Below are 21061 nucleotides of genomic sequence, written 5' to 3'. Positions count from 1 at the left end.
CTTCCCTGCCCGGCGGCGCGGCTTTTCTCGAATAAAAACACGGTAATTTACAAACTGCAATTTGTTATGTAAAATGCCGCTGACGTTTATGGTTGCGTCAGCGGCATTTTGTGGGTGATTCTTAACGTAAGAATGTATATATTTGGGATATGTGTTAGCGGTTAAAACCGAAGGCTTCTTTGCCCGGATAGACGGCGCTATGACCAAGCTGTTCTTCGATGCGCAGCAGCTGATTGTACTTGGCCACGCGCTCGGAACGGGACGGAGCACCAGTCTTGATTTGAGCCGTGTTGAGTGCCACGGCCAGATCAGCAATCGTCGTGTCCTCGGTTTCGCCTGAGCGATGGGAGACGATTGCCGTATAGCCGGCTTTATGTGCCATCTTGATGGCTTCGAGGGTCTCGGAGAGCGACCCGATCTGGTTGAGCTTGATCAGGATGGAGTTGCCGCAGCCGAGCTCGATGCCCTTCTTGAGGCGTTTCGTGTTCGTGACGAAGAGATCGTCGCCCACGAGCTGGACTTTGTGGCCGAGCTTCTCCGTCATCTTCTGCCAGCCGTCCCAATCTTCCTCATCAAGGCCGTCCTCGATGGAGTAGATGGGATATTTGTCCACAAGGGATTCCCAGTGGGCGATGAGCTCGTCGGAGGTGTACTCGCGGCCGGATTTTGGCTGCTTGTAGAAGCCTTTGCCTTTCTCGCTCTTCCACTCGGAGGCAGCGGCATCCATGGCAAGCACGAAGTCGCGGCCCGGCTCATAGCCGGCGTCTTTGATGGCCTGCAGGATATGCTCGATGGCGTCCTCGTCAGATTTGAGGTTCGGGGCGAAGCCGCCTTCGTCACCGACAGCAGTCGTTTCGCCCTCTTTCTTGAGCAGGGACTGCAGGGCGTGGAAGACTTCGGTCGACCAGCGCAAGGCCTCACGGAAGCTCGGGGCACCGGCTGGCATGATCATGAATTCCTGGGTGTCAACGGAGTTGGACGCATGGGCACCGCCGTTCAAGATGTTCATCATCGGCACCGGCAGCTGGTTGCCGTTGATGCCGCCGAAGTAACGGTAGAGCGGGATATCCTGTGCCTTCGCGGCGGCTTTGGCCGCAGCCAGCGAGACCGCCAGGATGGCATTGGCACCGAGCTTGGATTTGTCTTCGGTGCCGTCGAGCTTAAACATGATGGCGTCGAGAGCATAGCCGTCCGAAGCATCTGCGCCGGCCAGAGCCGGGGCGATTATCTCGTTGATGTTGGCGACAGCCTTGCTTACGCCTTTGCCACCGAATTTTGACTTGTCACCGTCACGCAGCTCGAGGGCCTCGAACTCGCCCGTCGAAGCGCCGCTCGGAGCGGCTGCACGGCCAAGCGTGCCGTCAGCGAGCACGACCTCTGCCTCAACGGTCGGATTGCCACGCGAATCGATGATCTCTCGGCCGATGACCTGCATGATCTGCAAATATTCCTTCATGATGGATACCTCCTGTTTATACAAATAGGTAAATGAGAAATGCTATCAACATATGTTATTTTAGTATATTTGAGAAGATTTATCAACTAAAACTTGCCAACAGCATTTTCGCAAGGAGGGTGTGTCTTGAGAAATGTTTCCTTTGCTATATCCATTATAGGAAAAAGTAAGGAATAACTCTGTAACTAGCTTACATCGGAACCTTTGGAAGGCGGATATTTTTGGCCAGCAGCAGCGTCAGCAAGCTGCTGGCCAAGGCTGCGGCGGGAACCATGAGCCAGATGCCGATGAGGCCCCAGAGGGTGGAGAATAGGAGGAGGAAGGCAAGGGGGAAGAGCAGAGTTCCGCAGAGCGAGACGAGAAGCGACAGTATGGGGCGATCGAGTGCGGTGAAGTATGAGGAATAGCACATATCAATCCAGCCGGGCAGATAGGAGAAGGCAAAAATCGTGATGGCCGTCAGGCTGACTGCGGCTAGCTCGGTATCCTCAGGGCGGATAAAGAGACTGACAGCATAGGGGCCGGCGAGCAGCATGAGCAGGAACGAGGCTGCGGCAATTGCCATCATCGCGAGGCGTATGATGTGGAAGATGAGCTTCATGCGTATGATCCGGCCGGCGCCATAGCAGTAGCTGATGGCGGGCTGCAGGGCCTCGCAGATGCCGAAATTCAGCATGCCAAGCATGCTGTCGATATACATGACAATGGAAAAGGCTGCAACAGCGGTTGTTCCGCCGTATTTGAGCAGGAAGATGTTGAGGATAAGGTTCATGACCGAGGCAGCGATATTGCTGAAGAATTCGCTGGAACCGTTCAGTATGAGCCGGATGAACTTCTGCAGCGGGATGTTCTCCCGTGTATAATAGAGGTCAAGCCGTCGCCCGCGGAAACAGGCCAGGGTGTACAGGGAGCCGAGAGCCAGGGCAAGGCAGCTGCCGATGGCCGCACCTGCGATGCCCTGCCCGAGCACGACTATCAGGACAAAATCCAAAACGACATTCAAAAGCTGGGTGGCGATATTGACAATCATGCTGGTGTGCTGCTGGCCGCAATCGCGTAGGAAGTTATCGGTTGCAAAATAGATGGGAATCAGCGGGGCAAAGAGCGCATAGATCTGCAGATAGGTAACGCTGAGTGCGATGACATGGGCGCTGGCTCCTGGTGCCAGCAGCATGACGAAGGGGCGGGCGAAGAAATAGCCCAAAAGGCCTGTAAGGCAGGAAAGGGCTAGGATGAATTTCACAGCGAAGGAGAAGATGCGGGCCGCCGTCGCATGGTCTTTTTGGCCGAGATGGATGGCGATATGGACAGAGGCTCCGGTGGCAATCATATTGGCGATGGCTTCGACCATCAGGATGACCGGCATGGTGATGCTGATGGCTGCTAGTGCATCCTCACCGATGAAACGTCCGACGAACATGCCGTCGACTACGGCATAGAGCGCACCGGCAACCGAGGTGACGGCGGCAGGTATGGCACAGCGGAAGAATAATTTCCGCGGCGGTAGTCTGATAAAGAGTTCCGCGTTCATTTTTCGTGTTCCTTTCGTTGACAATTTTTCTATGGCGTAGTATATTCTATTTACTGACCTGAGTCAATAAGGAGATTTTTATGGCGAGAGTACGCAAGGATCCGGCGGAGCGCCGGCAGGAATTCATTACCGTTGCCAAGGAGCTGTTCTTGGCAAAAGGCTATGAACAGACGATGGTGCAGGATATCTGCAAGGCTGCTGGGGTAGCCAAGGGGACCTTTTTCTATTATTTCCCGACCAAGGAGGATATTTTGCAGGCCATTTTTGAAGAGTGGACGCAAAAGTTCGTTGCTGATTATGAGCGCAAGGCTGGAGGGCTGGCAGCGGTAGAGAAATTACGGTTGTTCCTTGGGCTTATGGGGCGTGAATACGATGTTGAGGCACTGGTGGACGAGCTTTGGGATGAGCATAAGAAGGAGCTGGTCTTGCAGATCTGGCAGCGTGTCCTGGAGCAGGGCTTCAACCCGCTTCTGCGGGCGATAATCGCGCAGGGCAATCGCGAGGGAAGCATGCAGGTAGAGCATGTTACAGAAAGCATGGATTTCTTCTGGCGGCTCACCGATGGGATGTGGCCGGAGGAGGCGCGGGATATCGATGAGACACAGATGGAAATACGGGAGGCTATGGCGACGCGGCTGATGGAGCAGCTGCTGGGGATGCAGAAAGGGAGCCTGGCGGCTCCGTGGGCAATATAAACAATTGCAGTTTGTCTGGCAGTTTGTCAGGACGTACGGAAAGGAATCCCGATAATGCGCAGCTCGGGGCTTTCGGGGTAGTACTTTTTCTGTTTCCGCTAAATGGACCGCATGCCTAGTTCTGCGGACTTAGTTACCTGCTCCCGTCACCAGGTCGCGGCGTACACATCGGAGTCTAGCTTATGCGCTTACGGCCCAGTCCTGCTGCGCAGGACAGTCGCTCCAGACAGAAAGAAGCACTACCCCGTTCGCCCCTTTGGTAATGGAAATCTGAGATGGTACGAACCGTTTCTCCCGCAGCAAGCACATCGATGTAATTCGTTGCCTATCGCCGGAAAGGAACAGGCTTGTTCCAACATATCGGAGGGCGAGGGTGGGTACACTTTCTTCGTAGACGGAGCGACTGCCCGAACGCAGTGAGGGATGGCCCGCGGTAGATAAGCACTAGAACGTCTAGATGTATTGGCGCGCCGCCGGCTTGCCCGGCGCATGTCACTAAGTACGTACAAGGGTATCTGCGCGGGTCATTTAGCGGAGCGGAGAAAAAGAGCACCCACCCTCACCCAAGCTGAGCTGCTCCAAGCCTATTTTCAGCTCGCACGAACATACAAACTGCAAGTTTTGCTTATTCTTTATATCAGTGGAATTTTTTGTTTATTACTGACCCGAGTCAATAAAGGGAGTTCAGAATGAAAAGACATAAGACGCGAATGATGATGCTGGGGATTTTTGCTGTAGTATTGGCCATTATGGGGTGGCGGATGGCTGGAGCAGAGGATGATGGCGCGGCTGGCGGCCAGCAGCCTCTGGCGGTGTCGGCGGACACGGTGGCGCTGACCATGAAGCCGGCGACGATGCCGTTGTCGGGGACGGTGGAGGGCTTGACGTCGTCCATCATAAGCAGCCGGTTTTCCGGGCAGGTCACGCAGGTGCTGGTGGAAGATGGGCGGGCTGTGCGTGCGGGGCAGGCGCTTTTTGTACTCGATATGGTCGAGCTGCGCAATGCACTGCGTGTCGCGCAGAATAGCGTCAATCAGATGGCGGCCAAGTATGCCAATGACCGTGAGGATTATAAGCGCTGCAAAGTGCTTTATGAAAAAGGGGCGTATTCGCGGCAGCAGCTCGACAGTGCACGCACGAAGATGCTGGCAAGCCAGGCGGATTACGATTCGGCCCAGGCCAATTGCAGTAGTGCGGAAAAGCAGGTTGCTGAGGCGACTGTTGTAAGTCCGGTGAATGGTGTCATTGCCAATAAGAACCTGACGAATGGGCAGAACGTTGTGGCCGGGAATCAGGTCATGACTGTGGAGCAGATTGATGCAGTGCATGTTGTCATCCAGGTTGAGCAGCGTGATATGGCGCATCTCAAGATGGGGGACACCGTGGCTGTCACAGTCGATACATATCCGGATAAGACGTTCAGCGGTGTGGTCGATGTGATAAGCCCCGTGGCGGGCAAGGAGAACCGTATGTTCCAGGTCAAGATCCGCGTGGACAATCCGGATCTGCTGCTGAAGCCGGGCATGTTTGTACAGGTGCAGCTGGATCTCGGCGAACCGCAGCCGGTACTTACTGTGCCGCAGAAGGCTGTGCTGGGAGAAAAGGGTGTGCAGTATGTCTTCACTGTCGAGGATGGCAAGGCGAAGAAAGTTCGCGTCAAGGCTGGTGATATCCTCGGTGACCGTATCGAGATCACCGATGGGGCTGCAGAAGGCATGATCATCCTGACCGATAACCTCGACAAATTGAAAGATGGCAATATCGTACAGATAGGAGCGGAGGAATGAGTTTACCGGAAATCAGTATCAAACGGCCGGTTTTCGCGACGGTCGTCCTAGCTGCGATGATCCTGATGGGAATCATCAACTATGGCAAGATGAATGTCGATGAGATGCCAGATACGAGCCTGCCATATGTGTCGGTAAGCATCACCTATGAAGGGGCGCAGCCCGATCAGGTGGATGCCCAGGTCACGCAGAAGGTCGAGGAGGCCGTAGGTGAAGCGCGCGGGGTCAAGCATATCGAGTCGACTTCGCGCGAGGGCGAGGCGGAAATCAATGTGGAGTTCAACTTCGGCGTCAATCCGGCGGAGGCAGCGCAGGAGGTGCGTGACAAGATCAGTGCTATCCGCGGAGAACTTCCCGATACGGTCAAGGAGCCGGTCATTTCGCGCTTTGATATGAATGCGCAGCCCGTCGTATCGCTGGCTATTACCTCGGATACGGCGAGCTTGCGGGAAATCAGTATTTTTGTCGATGATGTGCTGAAGCCGCGTTTGCAGAAAATCAGCGGCGTCGGGCAGGTAACGATAAGCGGGCGGCAGGAACGGGAAATCCAGCTGCTGCTCGACCAAGAAAAGCTCAATACCTTCGGGTTGGCACCGGCTGAGGTGGCCTCCCAGTTGCGGCTTGTCAATCAGGATGTGCCAGCTGGCAAACTGAAAACGGATTCTCAGCAGCTTTCCGTGCGCACGGCGGGCAATTTCACAGCAGTGCAGCAGTTTGATACGGCCATTGTGGCCACGCGCGATAATACGCCCATCTATTTCTGGCAGGTCGGCGAGGTAAGGGATACGATAAAGGATATCACCTCGACTGCGCGCTATGATGGCCATCCGGCAATCGGCATCGCCATCGGCAAGCAGTCGGGCGGCAATGCCGTCAAGGTGGCGACCGCCGTCAAGCAGGAGCTTGAACAGCTGAAGGGCGAGCTGCCGGCTGGCATGGAGCTGCAGCTGGTGCGCGATGATGCGGCGCGGGTCTCGGAGTCGATTGCCGAGGTCTGGTTTGACCTCATCATCGGCAGCATCTTTGCCGTGGCCATCGTATTTTGGTTCCTCGGCGACTGGCGCAGTACGGTAATCAGTGCCTTGGCGATACCAGCCTCGATCGCTTCGACGTTCCTGTTCATGAAGCTGGCGGGCTTTTCCATCAACAGTATGTCGCTGCTGGGCTTATCGCTATCGGTAGGCCTGCTCATTGATGATGCCATTGTCGTCATCGAGAATATCATCCGTCACCGCCAGATGGGCAAGGATGCCAAGCAGGCGGCTGTCGATGGCACGAAGGAGATTGCGCTGGCAGTCATGGCGACGACGTTCACGGTGGCGGCAGTGTTCCTGCCTGTGGGCTTCATGTCGGGGGTCGATGGCCAGATGTTCAAGGAGTTCGGCCTGTCGATAGCCTTTGCGGTCCTCGTGTCGTTGTTTGTTTCGTTCACACTGACGCCGATGATGGCGGCTCTTTACCTGCCTGTGGGTGAGCCCGCGATGCCCAGATTCCTGCAACGTCCCTGGGCGTACTGGCAGGCGGGGCTGGCGCGTGTGACGGACTGGTATGGCAAGACCCTGGCGTATCTCTTGCAGGACTTCCGTGGCCGCGTATTGGGAACAGCATCGGGATTGTTTCTACTGAGTCTTTGCCTGTTTCCTTTATTGGGGTCGACTTTTATGCCGACGACGGATCAGGCGCAGTTCACGGCCAAGGTACAGGCCGCCTCGGATGCGACAGCTGAGGCCATGGACAAGCAGTCTGCGAAACTCACGCAGGTCTTGCAGCAGATTCCTGAGGTCCGTCATGTCTATGCAACGACCGCAAATCGCGAGCATAATCTCTTTGTGCAGCTCGTGCCGAAGAAGGAGCGTGACCGCTCGCAGAAGGAGATCATTGCGGAGGTACGCCAGCGGTTCAATGGGATTCCCGGCGTGCGGGCAGATTTTGTGGAAAGCGACGACAAGCCCCTGGCTATCTCGGTGACGGGCCCTTCGCAGGCGGAGCTTGTGCCGCTGGCTGATGCGGTACAGCAGGAGCTGGAGAAGGTGCAGGGGGTGCAGGATATTGCGTCGACGTATCATGCGGGGCTGCCGAACCTCAATCTGGCGCTGCGCGACGACCGCGCCAGTGATCTGGGTATTTCTTCCTCGTCCATCGGCACGACGCTGCAGACGCTGCTTTCAGGCACTACGGTGGGCAAGTTCGGCGACAAGGATGAACGTGTCGATATCCGGCTGCGCCTGTCTGCTGACGGCCGCAGCCGGACAGAGATGCTGCGGCAGGTCTATGTGCCCAGCGATCGCCAGGTGGCTGGCCGGGCGATGCTCGTGCCGCTCTCGCAGGTTGCCAGCTGGCAGTATACGACCAGTGCCAGCGATGTCCGCCGCTATGACCGGCAGAAGGAGATCCGGCTGACGGCCAATGTCGACGGGACTTCGATGGGCGAGGCCAATGAGGCGTTCTTCGCACAGCTGGAGAACATGGAAATACCGGCTGGCTACAAGGTCGGTCAGGCTGGGGCCAGCAATGATATGGATGATTCGTTTGCCAATATGACCATGGCACTTGGCCTGGCTGTCGCCTTCATCTTCATGATACTGGCTGCGCAGTTCGAGAGCTACAGTGAGCCCTTTGCCATCATGTTCTCCCTGCCGCTGGCATTGATCGGTGCCTTGGCAGGCCTGTTCCTTGCGGGCAGCGAGATAAGTCTCGTATCGCTTATCGGCATCATGATGCTGATGGGGCTCGTCACAAAAAACGCTATCCTGCTTATCGATTTCGCTAAGCAGCGCATGCGGCAGGGTCAGGACTGCCAGGCGGCATTGGTCGAGGCCGGCTGCATCCGCTTGCGGCCGATCCTTATGACGAGCCTGGCCATTGTCTTCGGCATGCTGCCGATAGCATTGGGCCTTGGCCCAGGAGCTGAGGCCCGCGCCCCGATGGCCCACGCCATCATCGGCGGCGTCATCACCTCGACACTATTGACACTTGTTGTCGTGCCGACGGTCTACGAGCTGATCCATGGGCGGCGCAGCGCGTGACTGGCTGGATAAAAAACAAGCCTCGTTGCATCTTGTGTGATGCAACGAGGCTTGTTTTTATTTGATCTTACCTTCCTGGAACTGTTTCAGGATATCTTTCTTGGCAATCTTGCCGGTCGTGGTGCGCGGCAATTTATCGAGCTGGTGGAATTCGCGCGGGATCTTGTAGAGCGCGAGGTTGGCCTGCAGGAACTTCTTGAGGGCGCGTACGTTGACATCAGCGCCTTCGTGCACGCTATAGAAGCAGGCACCTGCCTGTCCACGCAGCTTGTCCTCGATGCCGACGACAGCGGCTTCGTAGACGCCCGGGAACTGGTAGATGAGCTCCTCGACCTCGCGCGGGTAGATATTTTCGCCCATGCTGATAATCATGTCCTTGATACGGTCGACGATGTAGATATAGCCTTCGTCGTCGACGCGGGCAACGTCGCCTGTGTGGAACCAGCCGCCGCGCATAGCGTCATGGGTGACATCTGGCAGATTCCAGTAGCCGAGCATGACATTATCGCCCTTGACGACGAGCTCGCCCGGTTCGCCCGGCGCGACTTCGTTGCCGGCATCGTCGATGAGCTTCCATTTGAGGCCGGGGACAATCGGACCGCAGGAACCGACTTTGGCCTTTTGGGGCGGGTTCATCGTGACAACAGGCGACGTCTCGGAGAGGCCGTAGCCCTCGCAGATATCGACGCCAAACTTGCCGATGAAGTCCTGCTGGATCTTGAGTGGCAGGGTCGTGCCGCCACTGACGACGAGACGGACAGTCTTCATGTCTTCTTCGCTGGCGAGTTTTGTCAGCAGGCTGCAGATCGACGGTACGATATAGAGGTCCGTGATCTTTTCGTCGCGGATCGTGGCAATGGTCTCCTTCGGCGTGAAGGAGTCAAGGATGGCAACCGTCGCGCCGACGCTGAAAGGATAGAAGACCGAGCAGGTCAGGCCGAAGACATGGTACATCGGCAGCACGCAGAGAACGTTGTGCTCGGCTTTGCAGCCCATGAACGACATCTGCTGGGTGTTGGCCACGATGTTGCGATGGGAGAGGACGGCACCTTTCGGATTGCCTGTCGTGCCCGAGGTGTAGATGATCTCGCACGGGTTGTCCTCGCTGAAGTAGTCCGAGAGCTTCGGCGCCTCGGCGATGCCTGTTTTTGGCTTGCCGATGTTGCGGATATCGATCTGAGCGACCTTGAGGTCACAGCGCAGCTGAGCCATGGCGTCAGCGAGATTCAGCGGCTGGTACGTCAGGATCGTTTCGATGCCGGCATCCTTGACGATGTAAGCGATCTCGCGGCTGCTGAGCTGGAAGTTGATGGGGACAGCAATGGCACCTAAGGATGCCGTGCCCATGAAGGCGAAGACGAACTCAGCGCTATTGCGCGAGAAGATGCCGACGCGGTCGCCTTGGCGGACACCGGCAGCGTAGAGGCGGTTGCGGCAAGCGTCTACTGCATCCTGGAAGTCTTTATAGGTAAAACGGCGCTGGTGGTCAATAATGGCCATAGCGTCAGGTGCGCCCTGACGGATGAGGTCATGAATAAACATTTCATCACTCTTTCTTATTTATAAACTAAGTGAATGTCGGATAGTATCGATTGGATGATGATAATTTTATACCAGGTACTAACCTTTGTCAAAGCGAAAATTGCTGGGAAATCATTCTTTGACAGGTTCGGCTGGCGGATATTTCTTCAGATGGCGGATCTTGCGCTGCTGAATGCCGACGGTGCTGTGCTGGTAGCTATAGCCGAAGTAGACAAGGCAGCCGAAGGCGCACCAGACGAGGAAGCGGATCCAGGTGTCAAGGGGCAGATGGGCCATGAGATAGCCGCAGGCGAGAACTGCGAGCGGAGCGACAAGCCAGACCAGTGGGCAGCGGAAGGCGCGCGGCACGTCGGGCTTGGTCATGCGCAGCACCATGACGCCGATGGCAGCGACGAGGAAAGCTGAGAGGGTGCCGATGTTGGCCATTTCGGCAATCAGGCCGATCGGGGCAAAGCCTGCAATCAGCGAGACGAAGATAGCGCCGAGCACCGTGACGATATACGGGGTATGATAGCGCTTGTGTATCTTGCAGACGCGGGCAGGGACCATGCCGTCGCGGCTCATGGCGAAGAAGATGCGGGCCTGGCCGTAAAGCAGCACGAGCAGCACGGTGGTGATGCCGGCGATAGCGCCGACACCGACGACGGCCGAGCCAAGGTTGTAGCCGATATAGCGCAGGGCGAAGGCTACCGGCTCAGGGTTGTTGAGCTCGGTATAGGGCACGACGCCTGTGAGCACGCCAGCGACGATGACGTAGAGTGCCGTGCAGACGACGAGGGAGCCGATGATGCCGATCGGCAGGTCCCGGGCCGGGTTCTTGCATTCCTCCGCCGAAGTCGCGACGGCGTCAAAGCCGATGTAGGCGAAAAAGACAATGGCCGCGCCGGCGGCGATGCCCGAGGCACCGAACGGCATGAAGGGCTGCCAGTTTGCCGTGTCGACATGGGGCCCGGCCAGCAGCAGGAAGATGAAGACGGCTGCCAGCTTGATGAAGACGAGGATGCGGTTGAGCTTCGTGCTTTCCTGGGTGCCGCGGATCAAGAAGAAGGTAAGCAGCAGCGTAATCAGGATGGCGGGGACGTTGATGACGCCGCCGTCAGCCGGTACATGGGTCAGCGCATGGCTGACTTCGATGCCGGCGCTCTGCAGGAGACCGGTGACATAGCCTGACCAGCCCGAGGCGACGGCACTGGCCGTGACGGTGTACTCGAGGATGAGATTCCAGCCGACAATGAAGGCGATGAATTCGCCCAAGGAGGCGTAGGTATAGGTATACGCGCTGCCCGAGGCCGGTACGATCGAAGAGAATTCGGCATAGGCAAGCCCAGCCAGTGCGCAGGCCAGGCCTGAGAGGATGAATGAGATAGTGACAGCTGGGCCGGCGTATTTGGCAGCAGCGACGCCTGTCAGGACGAAGATGCCGGTGCCGATGACGCAGCCGATGCCTAAGAGGATGAGGTCGACGGCGCCGAGTGTCTTGGCCATGCCGGAGTTTTCGGCAGCGGCACGCATCTGCTCAATGCTCTTGGTGCGGAATAAATTCATAGAGTGTGTCAGTCCTTCCTAAATATATGGGCGAGATTCAGCCTTTCAGCAACGCGCGGAATTTCTGCGGGTCGCTGTTGATGACGAGTTCTTCGGGGAAGCCGTATCTGGCAATCATTTCCTGCGCGTATTCGTGATTGCCGACGTCGAGGTCGATATGTGCATCGCTGCCCATGATGACCATGGTGCCGTGCTTTTTGCAGGCGGCGAGCAGCTCGCCTGCGAGCTCACGGGAACCCTTGCGGCTGCCGCCGGGGGTATAGGAGCTGTTGTTGACCTCGAGCAGCACGTTATGCTCGCGTGCTGCCTTGGCCAGCGCGTCGAAGTCGACCGGATACAGCGGATTATCGGGATGGCCGATGATCCGCACCTTGGGCTGGCGCATGGCGCCGAGCAGTGCATCCGTGTTCTGCTCGCGCGTACCCGGCCGGATGCAGGGATCATGCAGGCTCGCGATTGCATAGTCGAGACGCGAGAGCAGGTGCTGCTTGAGGTCTATGGAGCCAGAAAAATCCATGATGTTGAGCTCGGCACCCATGACGACATCGATGCCATAGGCCTCGGGGCGGATGACCTTGAAGTTGCAGAAATAGAACTCATGGAATCCGCCGGGCATGGCCGGTGCATGGTCGGAAATGCCGATAAGCTGCAGGCCTTTTTCTTTAGCGGCAGTAATCATCTCGCGCAGGGTGCTGTAGGCATGGACACTCGCAATGGTATGTGTATGTACGTCCAGTAAATCCATCATTACAGAAAAGCCTCCTGATAAAAACAAAATCACTGGTTACTATTATATAGCAGACTGCTAATCAGGAAAAGTGCGTTTTCTGCAACTTTTTTGTGAAAAAGTGTTGACATTCAGCAAAGGTGCCTGTATAATAAATTTTGTCGTTATGACATGGGGTTATAGCTCAGTTGGTTAGAGTGTCTCGTTGACATCGAGGAGGTCACAGGTTCGAATCCTGTTAACCCCACCATTAAGAAAGTTGAGGATTCGTCTGACGACGGGTCCTTTTTGTTTATCTGCTCGCTTAGCTCAGTTGGCTAGAGCATCTCCGTCACATGGAGGGGGTCGGGGGTTCGAATCCCTCAGCGAGCACCATATTGAATATTTTAGAGAATCAGGGGAAACCTTGGTTCTCTTTTTGAATTCTGAAAAACTGGTTAGGTCTGGAGGCAACAAAGTTTAGCGTTGGTTTGGTTTTTCCTGTAAGGCGGTGATGGTTTGATGGCTAGTATCTTGCTTGTGCACAAGTGTGTTTGAACAATAGTTTTCGTTGACAGTGACAGGCAAGATTTGCTATTATAGTCAAGGGAAATAAGGAAATCTCCAGACTCAAAATGAGGCCTGCACCCCAAGGTGAGAGGTCAATTTGAGTTTTTTCGTCGTGTTTTCACTTCCGCGGTGCAGTGACGCCGCCAGGAAAATGAGGAGGAAATCACTAATGATCGAACGTTACACCAACCCGGAGATGGGCCATCTTTGGTCCATCGAGAACGAATGGCAGCAGATCCTGAATGTGGAGATGGCTGCCTGCGACGCAATGGCCGAGATCGGCGAGATTCCGGCTGAGGCTGCGAAGAACATTCGCGCCAAGGCTAAATTTGATGTCAAGCGTATCAAGGAAATCGAGTCCGTTACGCATCATGATATCATCGCCTTCCTGACCAACGTCGCCGAAAATGTTGGTGATGATTCCAAGTACGTCCATAAAGGCCTGACTTCGAGCGATGTCAAGGATACAGCATACTGCATGATGATGCGCGATGCTGCTGACATCATCATCGATGATCTCAAGAAATTCCTTGAGGTGCTGCGCCGCCGTGCGGTAGAGTTCAAGCACACGCCGTGCATTGGCCGCACCCATGGTATCCATGCGGAGCCGATGACGTTCGGTCTGAAACTTTTGCTCTGGAGCGCTGAGATCGAGCGTGATATCGAGCGCGTCGAGCATGCGAAGAAAATAGTTTCGGTCTGCAAGCTCTCGGGTGCTGTCGGTACCTACTCCAATATCGATCCGCGCATCGAGGAAATGGTCGGCAAGACCCTTGGCCTTCAGCCGGTTCGCTTGGCTACCCAGGTCATCCAGCGCGACCGTCATGCCGAGTTCGTCACGACGATGGCTATCGTATCGAGCACCCTCGAGAAAATCGCGACCGAGGTCCGCAACTTGCAGCGCACGGATATCCGTGAGGCCGAGGAGTACTTCTCCCCGGGCCAGAAGGGGTCCTCGGCTATGCCGCACAAGCGCAACCCCATCAACTGCGAGCGCATCTCGGGCATGGCCCGCCTGAACCGTGGCAATGCCGTAGCAGCTATGGAAGACATCACGCTCTGGCATGAGCGCGACATCTCTCATTCCTCCGTTGAGCGCGTCATCCTGCCGGATACGACGATCAACCTCGACTACTGCACGAAGAAGCTCACGAATATCATTGATAAGCTGCTCGTCTATCCGGAGAAGATGATGCACGACATGAACCGCACGGGCGGTCTCATGTACAGCTCCCGTCTGCTGCTGGCTGTCGTCAGCAAAGGCGTATTGCGTGAGGATGCCTACAAGTGGGTACAGCGCAATGCCATGAAACGTTGGATGGAAGGCAAAGACTTTAAGGAGAGCGTCGAAAACGATCCGGATATCACGAAGTATCTGACGAAGGAAGAAATCGATGACTGCTTCGATTACAAGTTCTTCATCCGCCGCGTCGACATGATTTTCGAGCGTTTCGGTCTGTAATTCAATATGTTATGATGAGCCGTGGGCTCAAATCCTTTGAGCCCTTACGGCGTTATTATACCCGTAGGGGCTTTTTGCAGGCTTTGCGGGATGGATTCGCTGCCATAGTTGGTCTGCCAGCTGGTGGACAGCGGTTATTAAGGAGAGAAATCTTATGTCAACAGTAGTAGTTACCGGTACCCAGTGGGGCGACGAAGGCAAGGGCAAGATCGTAGACTATCTGGCCCAGCAGGCTGAGACGGTCGTCCGTTTCCAGGGCGGCAGCAATGCCGGCCATACGGTCGTCGTCGATGGTGAGGCCTATAAGCTCCGCCTGATGCCGTCGGGCATCCTGTTCAAGGGCACGCATTGTGTCGTCGGCAACGGTGTTGCCTTCAGCCCGAAGGTTATGCTCGAGGAGATGGATGCACTGGCTGCTCGTGGGATCGACCTTTCGGGAATCCGCATCTCGAACCGTGCCCATGTCGTTCTGCCGTATCATTGCCTGATGGATGGCATTGGCGATGAAGCCCGTGGCAAGAACAAGATTGGCACGACCAAGAATGGTATCGGCCCCTGCTACATCGACCGCGATAACCGCATCGGCATCCGCGTCTGCGACCTCATCGACCGCGAAGAGTTCGCTAAACGCCTCAAGGAGAATCTCGAAATCAAGAACCGCGAATTAAAGCTGCTCTATGACCATGAGCCCCTCAACTATGAGGAGATCCTCGAGGAATACAACGGCTATGCTGACCGTCTGCGTCCTTATGTCTGCGACACGATTGCCCTGCTCAATGAGGAAGTCAAAGAGGGCCGCAAGATCCTGTTCGAGGGTGCGCAGGCTACGATGCTTGACATCGACTATGGCACCTATCCGTATGTTACGGCTTCCCATCCGATTTCGGGCGGCGTTGGCGTTGGCTGCGGTGTAGCACCGCGCGCTATCGACAAGGTGGTCGGTATCGTCAAGGCATACTGCACCCGCGTAGGTGAAGGCCCCTTCCCGACGGAGCAGCTCAATGAGATCGGCGACAGAATCCGTGAGGAAGGCCATGAGTATGGCGTTGTCACGGGCCGTCCGCGCCGCACGGGTTGGCTCGATGCCTGCGTGGTTCGCTATGCCGGCCTGCTTTCGGGCATCGACTACATGGCTGTGACGCGTCTCGATATCCTCGACAGCTTCGACGAGATCAAGATGTGCGTCGCTTACAAGTACAAAGGCGAAATCCTCAACGAGATTCCGGCCAGCCTCAAGGTGCTGGCAGAAGTTGAGCCGGTCTATGAGACCTTCCCAGGCTGGAAGACCGACATCAGCAAGGTCCGCAAGTACGAAGACCTGCCGGAAAATGCCCGCAAGTACCTCGAGCGTATGGCTGAGGTAACGGGTATCGGCCTCGGCATCGTTTCCGTTGGCCCGAACCGCGATGAGACTATCGTTATCGCCAAAGATATCTTTTGATTTTGCGTAATAGGAAAGCCCATCTGCTGGATTGTCAGTAGATGGGCTTTTATGCTATAATGTCGGCGGTGCTACCTATTAGGCAGGCGGTAAGTCTTAGCCCCGGAGAGGGGCGATGCGGATGACGAAATATGATTTTTTCGCGTTGATGCTTTTGACGCTTCTCATGATCGTTGCCATAAAGGCATAAGAAAACCGCCCTGCAGTCTCACAAACTAGGGCGGCTTCTTCAAGCTGAAACTATATGCGGGGCTGACCGTCTAACGGTAGCACCTTCTCTACACTCATTATATCGATATTTATGTTTTCAGTCAAGAAAGGACAGAAATATGGCTTATAAGATGTTGGCATTTGACCTTGATGGTACGCTCAATAATGATGATAAGGTGATCACGCCGAAGACGAAAGAGGCAATCATGAGCCTGCAGAAGCAGGGGGTGGTAGTCGCATTGGTATCGGGACGCCAGGCACCGGGGCTCAAACGTGAGGCCGAGGCGCTGGAGCTTGAGAAATATCACGGCCTGCGCATTTCCTACAATGGCGGCCGCATTGAGGATGCTACGACGAAGGAAATCCTTTTTGACAGCAGTATCGATAACAAGCTGGCGGTCAAATTCCTGCGTCACCTGGAGCAGTGGCCGGAGCTTTCGCCTATCGTCGATGATGGGGAGTATATCTACACGACGGATGCCAGCCGCCATAAAGTCATGGACGAAAGCCGCAACAACAACCTCAAGATAAAAATTGTCGACAATATTGCCGATGCTGTGGCCGCTGGCGGCTTCGATCCGGTAAAGATCCTGACGGCTGCCCCAAATGAGATCCTCGTGCCGCATCTGGCAGATATCCGCCGCGGCTTTGAAGATAAGATGTCCTTTGTCCAGTCGGCCCCCTGGTTCTACGAGGGTACCATCAAGGGCGTCAGCAAACTCAGTGCATTGGATCATGCCTGTGACTGCCTGGGCATTGACCAGAGTGAAGTCATGGCCTTCGGGGATGCCCAGAACGATATGAGCATGCTGGAATTTGCCGGCTATGGCGTCGCTATGGGCAACGCCTGCGAGGAGCTCAAGGCGATTGCTGACGAAGTCACCCTTTCCAATAATGAGGATGGCATCGCCGTGACGCTTTCGAAGCATTTTTCTATGTGAGGTGCCTGATGGAGCAGCAGCACAAACGGCGCATCCATTACAGCGGGAAATATCCGCGGCGCTTCGAAGAAAAATACAAGGAATTGAACCCGGAAAAATATGGCGATGAGGTTGCCCATGTCATCGCCAAGGGCAATACCCCAGCGGGGATGCATATTCCCATCATGGTGGATGAGATCTTGGAGGTGCTGGCCATAAAGCCCGGTGAACGTGGCTTTGATGCGACCTTGGGCTATGGTGGTCACACCTCAGCGATGCTGGAAAAACTCGAGGGAAAAGGGCACCTGATCAGCGGGGATATTGACCCGATAGAGTCGAAGAAGACCGAGGCGCGTATCCGGGCCAAGGGTTTTTCCGAGGCTATTTGGGAGCTGCGCAATATGAACTTCTGCCAGATTGACGAGCTGGCGCGTGAGGTGGGGCCTTTCGACTTCATTCTCGCGGATCTTGGCGTATCCTCCATGCAGATTGACAATCCGGAGCGCGGTTTCACTTATAAGAGCGAAGGGCCCCTTGATTTGCGGCTGAATCCCGAGGCAGGCATCACGGCCGCCGAGCGGCTCCGGGACATTGACGAGTATGAACTGGAAGGCCTCTTGCAGGAAAATGCCGACGAGCCCTATGCCGCCGAAATCGCCCGCTATATCGTAAAGACGCGCCGCCGCCGGCCGATAAAGACGACGAAGGACCTGCACGAGGCCATCGGGCAGGCACTATCTAAGGTAAAACTGCCCCGGGAGATGGCAGAGCGGGCTGGTTACAGCACGAAGAAACAGGCTCTGGCACGGGCAGAGCTCATCAAGAAGAGCAGCGCCCGCGTATTCCAGGCCCTGCGCATCGATATCAACCATGAGTACGAAGTGCTCTACGAATTTATGGAAAAACTTCCCGATGCCCTCGCCCCCGGCGGCCGTGCCGCCATCCTTACCTTCCATTCGGGAGAAGACCGCATCGTCAAGAAAGCCTTCAAGGCTTTCCATCAGCAAGGCATCTATGCGGATATTGCCCAAGATGTCATCCGTCCGACTAGGGAAGAATGCTATCGCAATAGCCGCGCCCACTCGACAAAACTGCGCTGGGCAGTCAAGAGTGAGGAGTAGATGGATTCAAAAGTCCACTGATGCAGAAATGTGCCAGTGGACTTTTTGTGATAAATTGCAGTTTGTTTGTTCGTGCGAGCTGAAAATAGGCTTGGAGCAGCTCAGCTTGGGTGAGGGTGGGTGCTCTTTTTCTCCGCTCCGCTAAATGACCCGCGCGGATACCCTTGTACGCACTTATTGGCATGCGCCGGGCAAGCCGGCGGCGCGCCAATACATCTAGACGTTCTAGTGATTATCTACCGCGGGCCATCCCTCACTGCGTTCGGGCAGTCGCTCCGTCTACGAAGAAAGTGTACCCACCCTCGCCCTCCGTTATGTTGGGATAATCCTGCTCTGTTCCGGCGATAGGTCACGAATTACATCGATGTGCTTGTTACGGGAGAAACGATTCGTACAATCTCAGATTTCCGTTACCAAAGGGGCGAACGGGGTAGTGCTCTTTTCTGTCTGGAGCGACTGTCCTGCGCACGGAACGTCCCCCACCAGCGCATCAGCAATTTGAAGAAGTTCAGAGCTATTGCCAAACGTAAAGCCGCCGGACAGGAGAGTACCATAAGCGTAACATTGATGGTTTGCGTAAAGAAAATATTTTTTGCCCTCACATTTCGTTGAAAAATTCACACCGTTCAAGCGAAGCGCGTTTGGGAACTTTTTCAATGCTTAGTTAAAGGCAAAAAATATTTTTAGCAAAGCATCTAAGTGAAGCGTTGGTACTCCCCTGTCCGGCGGCGCGGCTTTATGCGAATAAGAAAAGGGAACTACAAACTGCAATTTGGGCCGGAGTTTTTGTGAGCGGAATATACAGTAAAAAACGCTGGGAAATGACGTGCATTTCCCAGCGTTTTTCAGTGCTGATAAATCCGATAGCTATCGCGGCAGCTTTCTTTGACGTCGTAGAGTGCGCGGTCGGCGCGACGGAATATGCTGTCGAGATTGCGGCGGTCGCCGCTGCCGGCAGGGCTGATAGCGACGCCGATGCTGGCGGTGACGTTGCCTGGCGTGCCGCAGACGATGAGCCCGCGGGTTTGCTCGAGGATGAGCTCGGCAAGCATGCTGGCATAAGCTACGCAGTCGCCGCAGTCCTCCTGCACGATGAGCAGGGTGAATTCGTCGCCGCCGAAGCGGCCGATATGCGTGCGGGGCGGCAGGATGTCGTAAAGCATGCTGGAGAATTCGACGAGGATATCGTCGCCGCGCTGATGGCCGTAGGTATCATTGGCTTCTTTGAAGTGGTCGAGGTCGATAATGAAGAAGGCGGCTGACCAGTTATCCGGGATCTTTTCCAAAATCTGCTGGCACTGGGCAGTCATGGCGGCCTTGTTGAGGCAGCCAGTCAGATGGTCGGTTTCCGCGTTATGCTTGTAGTTATCGCGGTCTTCCTGCAGGATCTCCACCGCGTCAAGGGCCTGCTGGAGCTCGAGTTCACGCGCGCGGAGGACGCGGTTCTTTTCCTGCTCCAGGCGGTTGCGGTACATCAGGAAGATGGCCGTGGCCAAGATGGTGAAGACAATCAGCAGGCCGATGGTCAACGACAGCGGGTGCTGGCTCAACAGATAGCCAAAGGAGACGTCCGGCTCACTGTTGCGTTGTATGATCTGTGCCAGCTGGTTCTGCGGCAGGCCCAAGAGTGCTGTATTGACTGTGCGGCAGAGCGTTTCGGGCGCGTCCGCGCGGAACATCAGGCAAAGGGGGACGGAAACCGTGGTGCTTTCGAGCACTTTGAGCTGGAAGTGCAGCAGCACGTTCTTGTTTTTGGACAGGTATGGCTGCGGCAGATAGGTGCAGTCATATTGTCCCTGTTCGACGGCGTAGAGGCATTCCTCGGGGTCAGCCAGCTCGGTCACTTTTGCCTGCGGATTGAGACGCTGGAAGAAATCCCGCAGTCCCGTATAGCAGGTCGGCAGGACAATGCGTTCCGGGCGGGCGGTGTCGCTGCTGGCCCGGGCGATGACCGGGGTGAATGGCAGCCAGAGGATATTGTTGGAGAACTGCATGAATTGCAGCTTGGGATCGTTGACATAGACGGCGAACATGGCCTCGGCATCATGGGTGCGCAGCATGCGCTCTGCCTCATCGTACGAGCTGGCGATGCTGGACTGGAAGACAATCCCTGTGGCATTCATCAGCAGCGTCAGGATGTCTGGTGCAATGCCGTAGATATTGCCGAAGTCATTGTTCTTCTGGACAAGCGGGGCAAAGGTGCCCGGGAAGACCACGCGTACGGTCGGCGCCGTGCGGATATAGGCCTGCTGCTGCTCGGAGTAGCGGGCCATCTTGTAGATGCTTGGATCGAGGTATTCCCGTTCCAGACGTGTCTCGAACGAAGGATTCGTCATCTCGATATTCAGGATGGCCTGATTCAGCTCGCTCATCAGTGTGGTATGGGCCGGAGTGGTCAGGTATTGCTGGGGGATGGTGGTCACGAAGGAAACCCAGCGTTCGGTGCCCGTCAGGTTGAATACGGTGCTGGCCATGAGCTGGATCTCCCCCTTCTGGAGGGCGGCATTGAGCGCATCGCCTGATGGGTAGGTGCGCAGGGTTACGGACCAGCCGTTGGCGTTGATGTAGAATTGCAGACGGCTCTTGATGTCGTCGCTGGCGAGCAAGCCGATGGTGGAGCCGTTGATGGTAGCGGCATAGTCGGCATCGATGGACGTATTATCGCCGCGGGCATAAAGGCCGAGCACAGCATAGCAGGAGTAGCCATCGGAGAAAAGAAAGTTTTCGTCCGCGAAAGCGGCGCTGCATACCGGTGCGACGAGATCGAGACGGCCGTCGCGCAGCCGCTGCAGGCAGTCCGCAGCCGATCCGTGGTAGATCTCGTATTGCCAATGCGTGATTTTGGCGATTTCTGCTAAATAGGCGGTGTTATAGCTGGTCAGCAGCCGGATGGCATCGTTGGCTGGGCCGGGGCGCCGGTCATTGGCGATGCCGATACGGATGGTCTGATAGGCAGGCGGCTCAGCAAAACTTCTCGTGGGCGGCAGTGCCAATAGTATCAAGCTTAGCAGCAGGCAGCTTAGCTTTTGGACAAAATGCATGGTAAAAC

Annotated in this window: 13 protein-coding genes and 2 tRNA genes; 9 read left to right on the top strand and 6 right to left on the bottom strand. The window is 55.8% G+C overall.

What is annotated here, in order from left to right:
• Positions 1 to 154: 154 nt before the first annotated feature.
• Positions 155 to 1456, bottom strand: a complete 1302-nt coding sequence (eno, locus tag FZ041_RS08045; RefSeq protein WP_149189201.1) for a phosphopyruvate hydratase — start codon at positions 1454 to 1456, stop codon at positions 155 to 157.
• A gap of 190 nt (positions 1457 to 1646) precedes the next feature.
• Positions 1647 to 2987 (bottom strand): MATE family efflux transporter, encoded by a 1341-nt coding sequence (locus tag FZ041_RS08040; protein ID WP_149189200.1) that lies wholly within the window; start codon positions 2985 to 2987, stop codon positions 1647 to 1649.
• 80 nt (positions 2988 to 3067) lie between these two features.
• Between FZ041_RS08040 and FZ041_RS08035 the strand changes: the two genes are divergently transcribed.
• The 3 genes from FZ041_RS08035 (at position 3068) to FZ041_RS08025 (ending at position 8495) form a co-directional block, all read left to right on the top strand.
• Positions 3068 to 3682 carry a TetR/AcrR family transcriptional regulator gene (locus FZ041_RS08035; RefSeq protein ID WP_149189199.1) on the top strand — a complete coding sequence of 205 codons (615 nt, stop codon included), beginning with the start codon at positions 3068 to 3070 and terminating at the stop codon, positions 3680 to 3682.
• Positions 3683 to 4371: 689 nt separating this feature from the next.
• Entirely contained in the window at positions 4372 to 5469 is a 1098-nt protein-coding gene (locus FZ041_RS08030; RefSeq protein WP_149189198.1) for an efflux RND transporter periplasmic adaptor subunit, read from the top strand.
• Positions 5466 to 8495, top strand: coding sequence for an efflux RND transporter permease subunit (locus tag FZ041_RS08025; RefSeq protein ID WP_149189197.1), 3030 nt, complete (start codon positions 5466 to 5468; stop codon positions 8493 to 8495). The genes FZ041_RS08030 and FZ041_RS08025 overlap by 4 nt, the downstream gene beginning before the upstream one ends.
• A 57-nt stretch (positions 8496 to 8552) precedes the next feature.
• Here FZ041_RS08025 and FZ041_RS08020 read toward each other — a convergent pair whose 3' ends face one another.
• The 3 genes from FZ041_RS08020 to FZ041_RS08010 form a co-directional block, all read right to left on the bottom strand.
• Positions 8553 to 10037, bottom strand: a complete 1485-nt coding sequence (locus FZ041_RS08020) for a class I adenylate-forming enzyme family protein (protein WP_075445143.1) — start codon at positions 10035 to 10037, stop codon at positions 8553 to 8555.
• Positions 10038 to 10148: 111 nt separating this feature from the next.
• Positions 10149 to 11582 carry an amino acid permease gene (locus FZ041_RS08015; RefSeq protein ID WP_149189196.1) on the bottom strand — a complete coding sequence of 478 codons (1434 nt, stop codon included), beginning with the start codon at positions 11580 to 11582 and terminating at the stop codon, positions 10149 to 10151.
• A gap of 37 nt (positions 11583 to 11619) precedes the next feature.
• The gene (locus FZ041_RS08010) at positions 11620 to 12330 is read right to left on the bottom strand and encodes a phosphatase (RefSeq protein WP_075445147.1); all 711 of its coding nucleotides are present in this window, start codon (positions 12328 to 12330) and stop codon (positions 11620 to 11622) included.
• Between the two features lie 152 nt (positions 12331 to 12482).
• Here FZ041_RS08010 and FZ041_RS08005 point away from each other — a divergent pair.
• The 6 genes from FZ041_RS08005 to rsmH all read left to right on the top strand — a co-directional run bounded on the left by FZ041_RS08005 (position 12483) and on the right by rsmH (position 18012).
• Positions 12483 to 12559: transfer RNA gene (locus tag FZ041_RS08005), tRNA-Val, on the top strand.
• 48 nt (positions 12560 to 12607) lie between these two features.
• Positions 12608 to 12684 (top strand) — tRNA-Val (locus FZ041_RS08000).
• Between the two features lie 343 nt (positions 12685 to 13027).
• Entirely contained in the window at positions 13028 to 14320 is a 1293-nt protein-coding gene (purB, locus tag FZ041_RS07995) for an adenylosuccinate lyase (protein WP_075445151.1), read from the top strand.
• A 154-nt stretch (positions 14321 to 14474) separates the two neighbouring features.
• On the top strand, positions 14475 to 15761 hold the full coding sequence (locus tag FZ041_RS07990) for an adenylosuccinate synthase (protein WP_149189195.1): 1287 nt from the start codon (positions 14475 to 14477) through the stop codon (positions 15759 to 15761).
• A 329-nt stretch (positions 15762 to 16090) separates the two neighbouring features.
• On the top strand, positions 16091 to 16912 hold the full coding sequence (locus FZ041_RS07985; RefSeq protein WP_149189194.1) for a Cof-type HAD-IIB family hydrolase: 822 nt from the start codon (positions 16091 to 16093) through the stop codon (positions 16910 to 16912).
• 8 nt (positions 16913 to 16920) lie between these two features.
• Positions 16921 to 18012 (top strand): 16S rRNA (cytosine(1402)-N(4))-methyltransferase RsmH, encoded by a 1092-nt coding sequence (gene rsmH / locus FZ041_RS07980; protein ID WP_149189193.1) that lies wholly within the window; start codon positions 16921 to 16923, stop codon positions 18010 to 18012.
• An 845-nt stretch (positions 18013 to 18857) separates the two neighbouring features.
• Here rsmH and FZ041_RS07975 read toward each other — a convergent pair.
• Positions 18858 to 21053: a transporter substrate-binding domain-containing diguanylate cyclase gene (locus FZ041_RS07975; protein WP_149189192.1), complete on the bottom strand. Its 2196-nt coding sequence runs from the start codon at positions 21051 to 21053 to the stop codon at positions 18858 to 18860.
• Positions 21054 to 21061: the final 8 nt, after the last annotated feature.

It is taken from the genome of Pseudoselenomonas caprae (genome assembly GCF_008271345.1).
Classification (GTDB): Bacteria; Bacillota; Negativicutes; order Selenomonadales; family Selenomonadaceae; genus Selenomonas_A; species Selenomonas_A caprae.
Note: the sequence above shows the minus strand (reverse complement) of the source record. Positions and strands in the feature narration are given on the sequence as shown.

What these genes read in the sequence shown, in the direction of transcription:
- FZ041_RS08035 (WP_149189199.1), top strand. Translation starts at nt 3,068, where the DNA reads ATGGCGAGAGTACGCAAGGATCCGGCGGAGCGCCGGCAGGAATTCATT.
- FZ041_RS07975 (WP_149189192.1), bottom strand. Translation starts at nt 21,053, where the DNA reads ATGCATTTTGTCCAAAAGCTAAGCTGCCTGCTGCTAAGCTTGATACTA.
- FZ041_RS07990 (WP_149189195.1), top strand. Translation starts at nt 14,475, where the DNA reads ATGTCAACAGTAGTAGTTACCGGTACCCAGTGGGGCGACGAAGGCAAG.
- purB (WP_075445151.1), top strand. Translation starts at nt 13,028, where the DNA reads ATGATCGAACGTTACACCAACCCGGAGATGGGCCATCTTTGGTCCATC.
- eno (WP_149189201.1), bottom strand. Translation starts at nt 1,456, where the DNA reads ATGAAGGAATATTTGCAGATCATGCAGGTCATCGGCCGAGAGATCATC.
- FZ041_RS08010 (WP_075445147.1), bottom strand. Translation starts at nt 12,330, where the DNA reads ATGATGGATTTACTGGACGTACATACACATACCATTGCGAGTGTCCAT.
- FZ041_RS07985 (WP_149189194.1), top strand. Translation starts at nt 16,091, where the DNA reads ATGGCTTATAAGATGTTGGCATTTGACCTTGATGGTACGCTCAATAAT.
- FZ041_RS08030 (WP_149189198.1), top strand. Translation starts at nt 4,372, where the DNA reads ATGAAAAGACATAAGACGCGAATGATGATGCTGGGGATTTTTGCTGTA.
- rsmH (WP_149189193.1), top strand. Translation starts at nt 16,921, where the DNA reads ATGGAGCAGCAGCACAAACGGCGCATCCATTACAGCGGGAAATATCCG.
- FZ041_RS08025 (WP_149189197.1), top strand. Translation starts at nt 5,466, where the DNA reads ATGAGTTTACCGGAAATCAGTATCAAACGGCCGGTTTTCGCGACGGTC.
- FZ041_RS08020 (WP_075445143.1), bottom strand. Translation starts at nt 10,037, where the DNA reads ATGTTTATTCATGACCTCATCCGTCAGGGCGCACCTGACGCTATGGCC.
- FZ041_RS08040 (WP_149189200.1), bottom strand. Translation starts at nt 2,987, where the DNA reads ATGAACGCGGAACTCTTTATCAGACTACCGCCGCGGAAATTATTCTTC.
- FZ041_RS08015 (WP_149189196.1), bottom strand. Translation starts at nt 11,582, where the DNA reads ATGAATTTATTCCGCACCAAGAGCATTGAGCAGATGCGTGCCGCTGCC.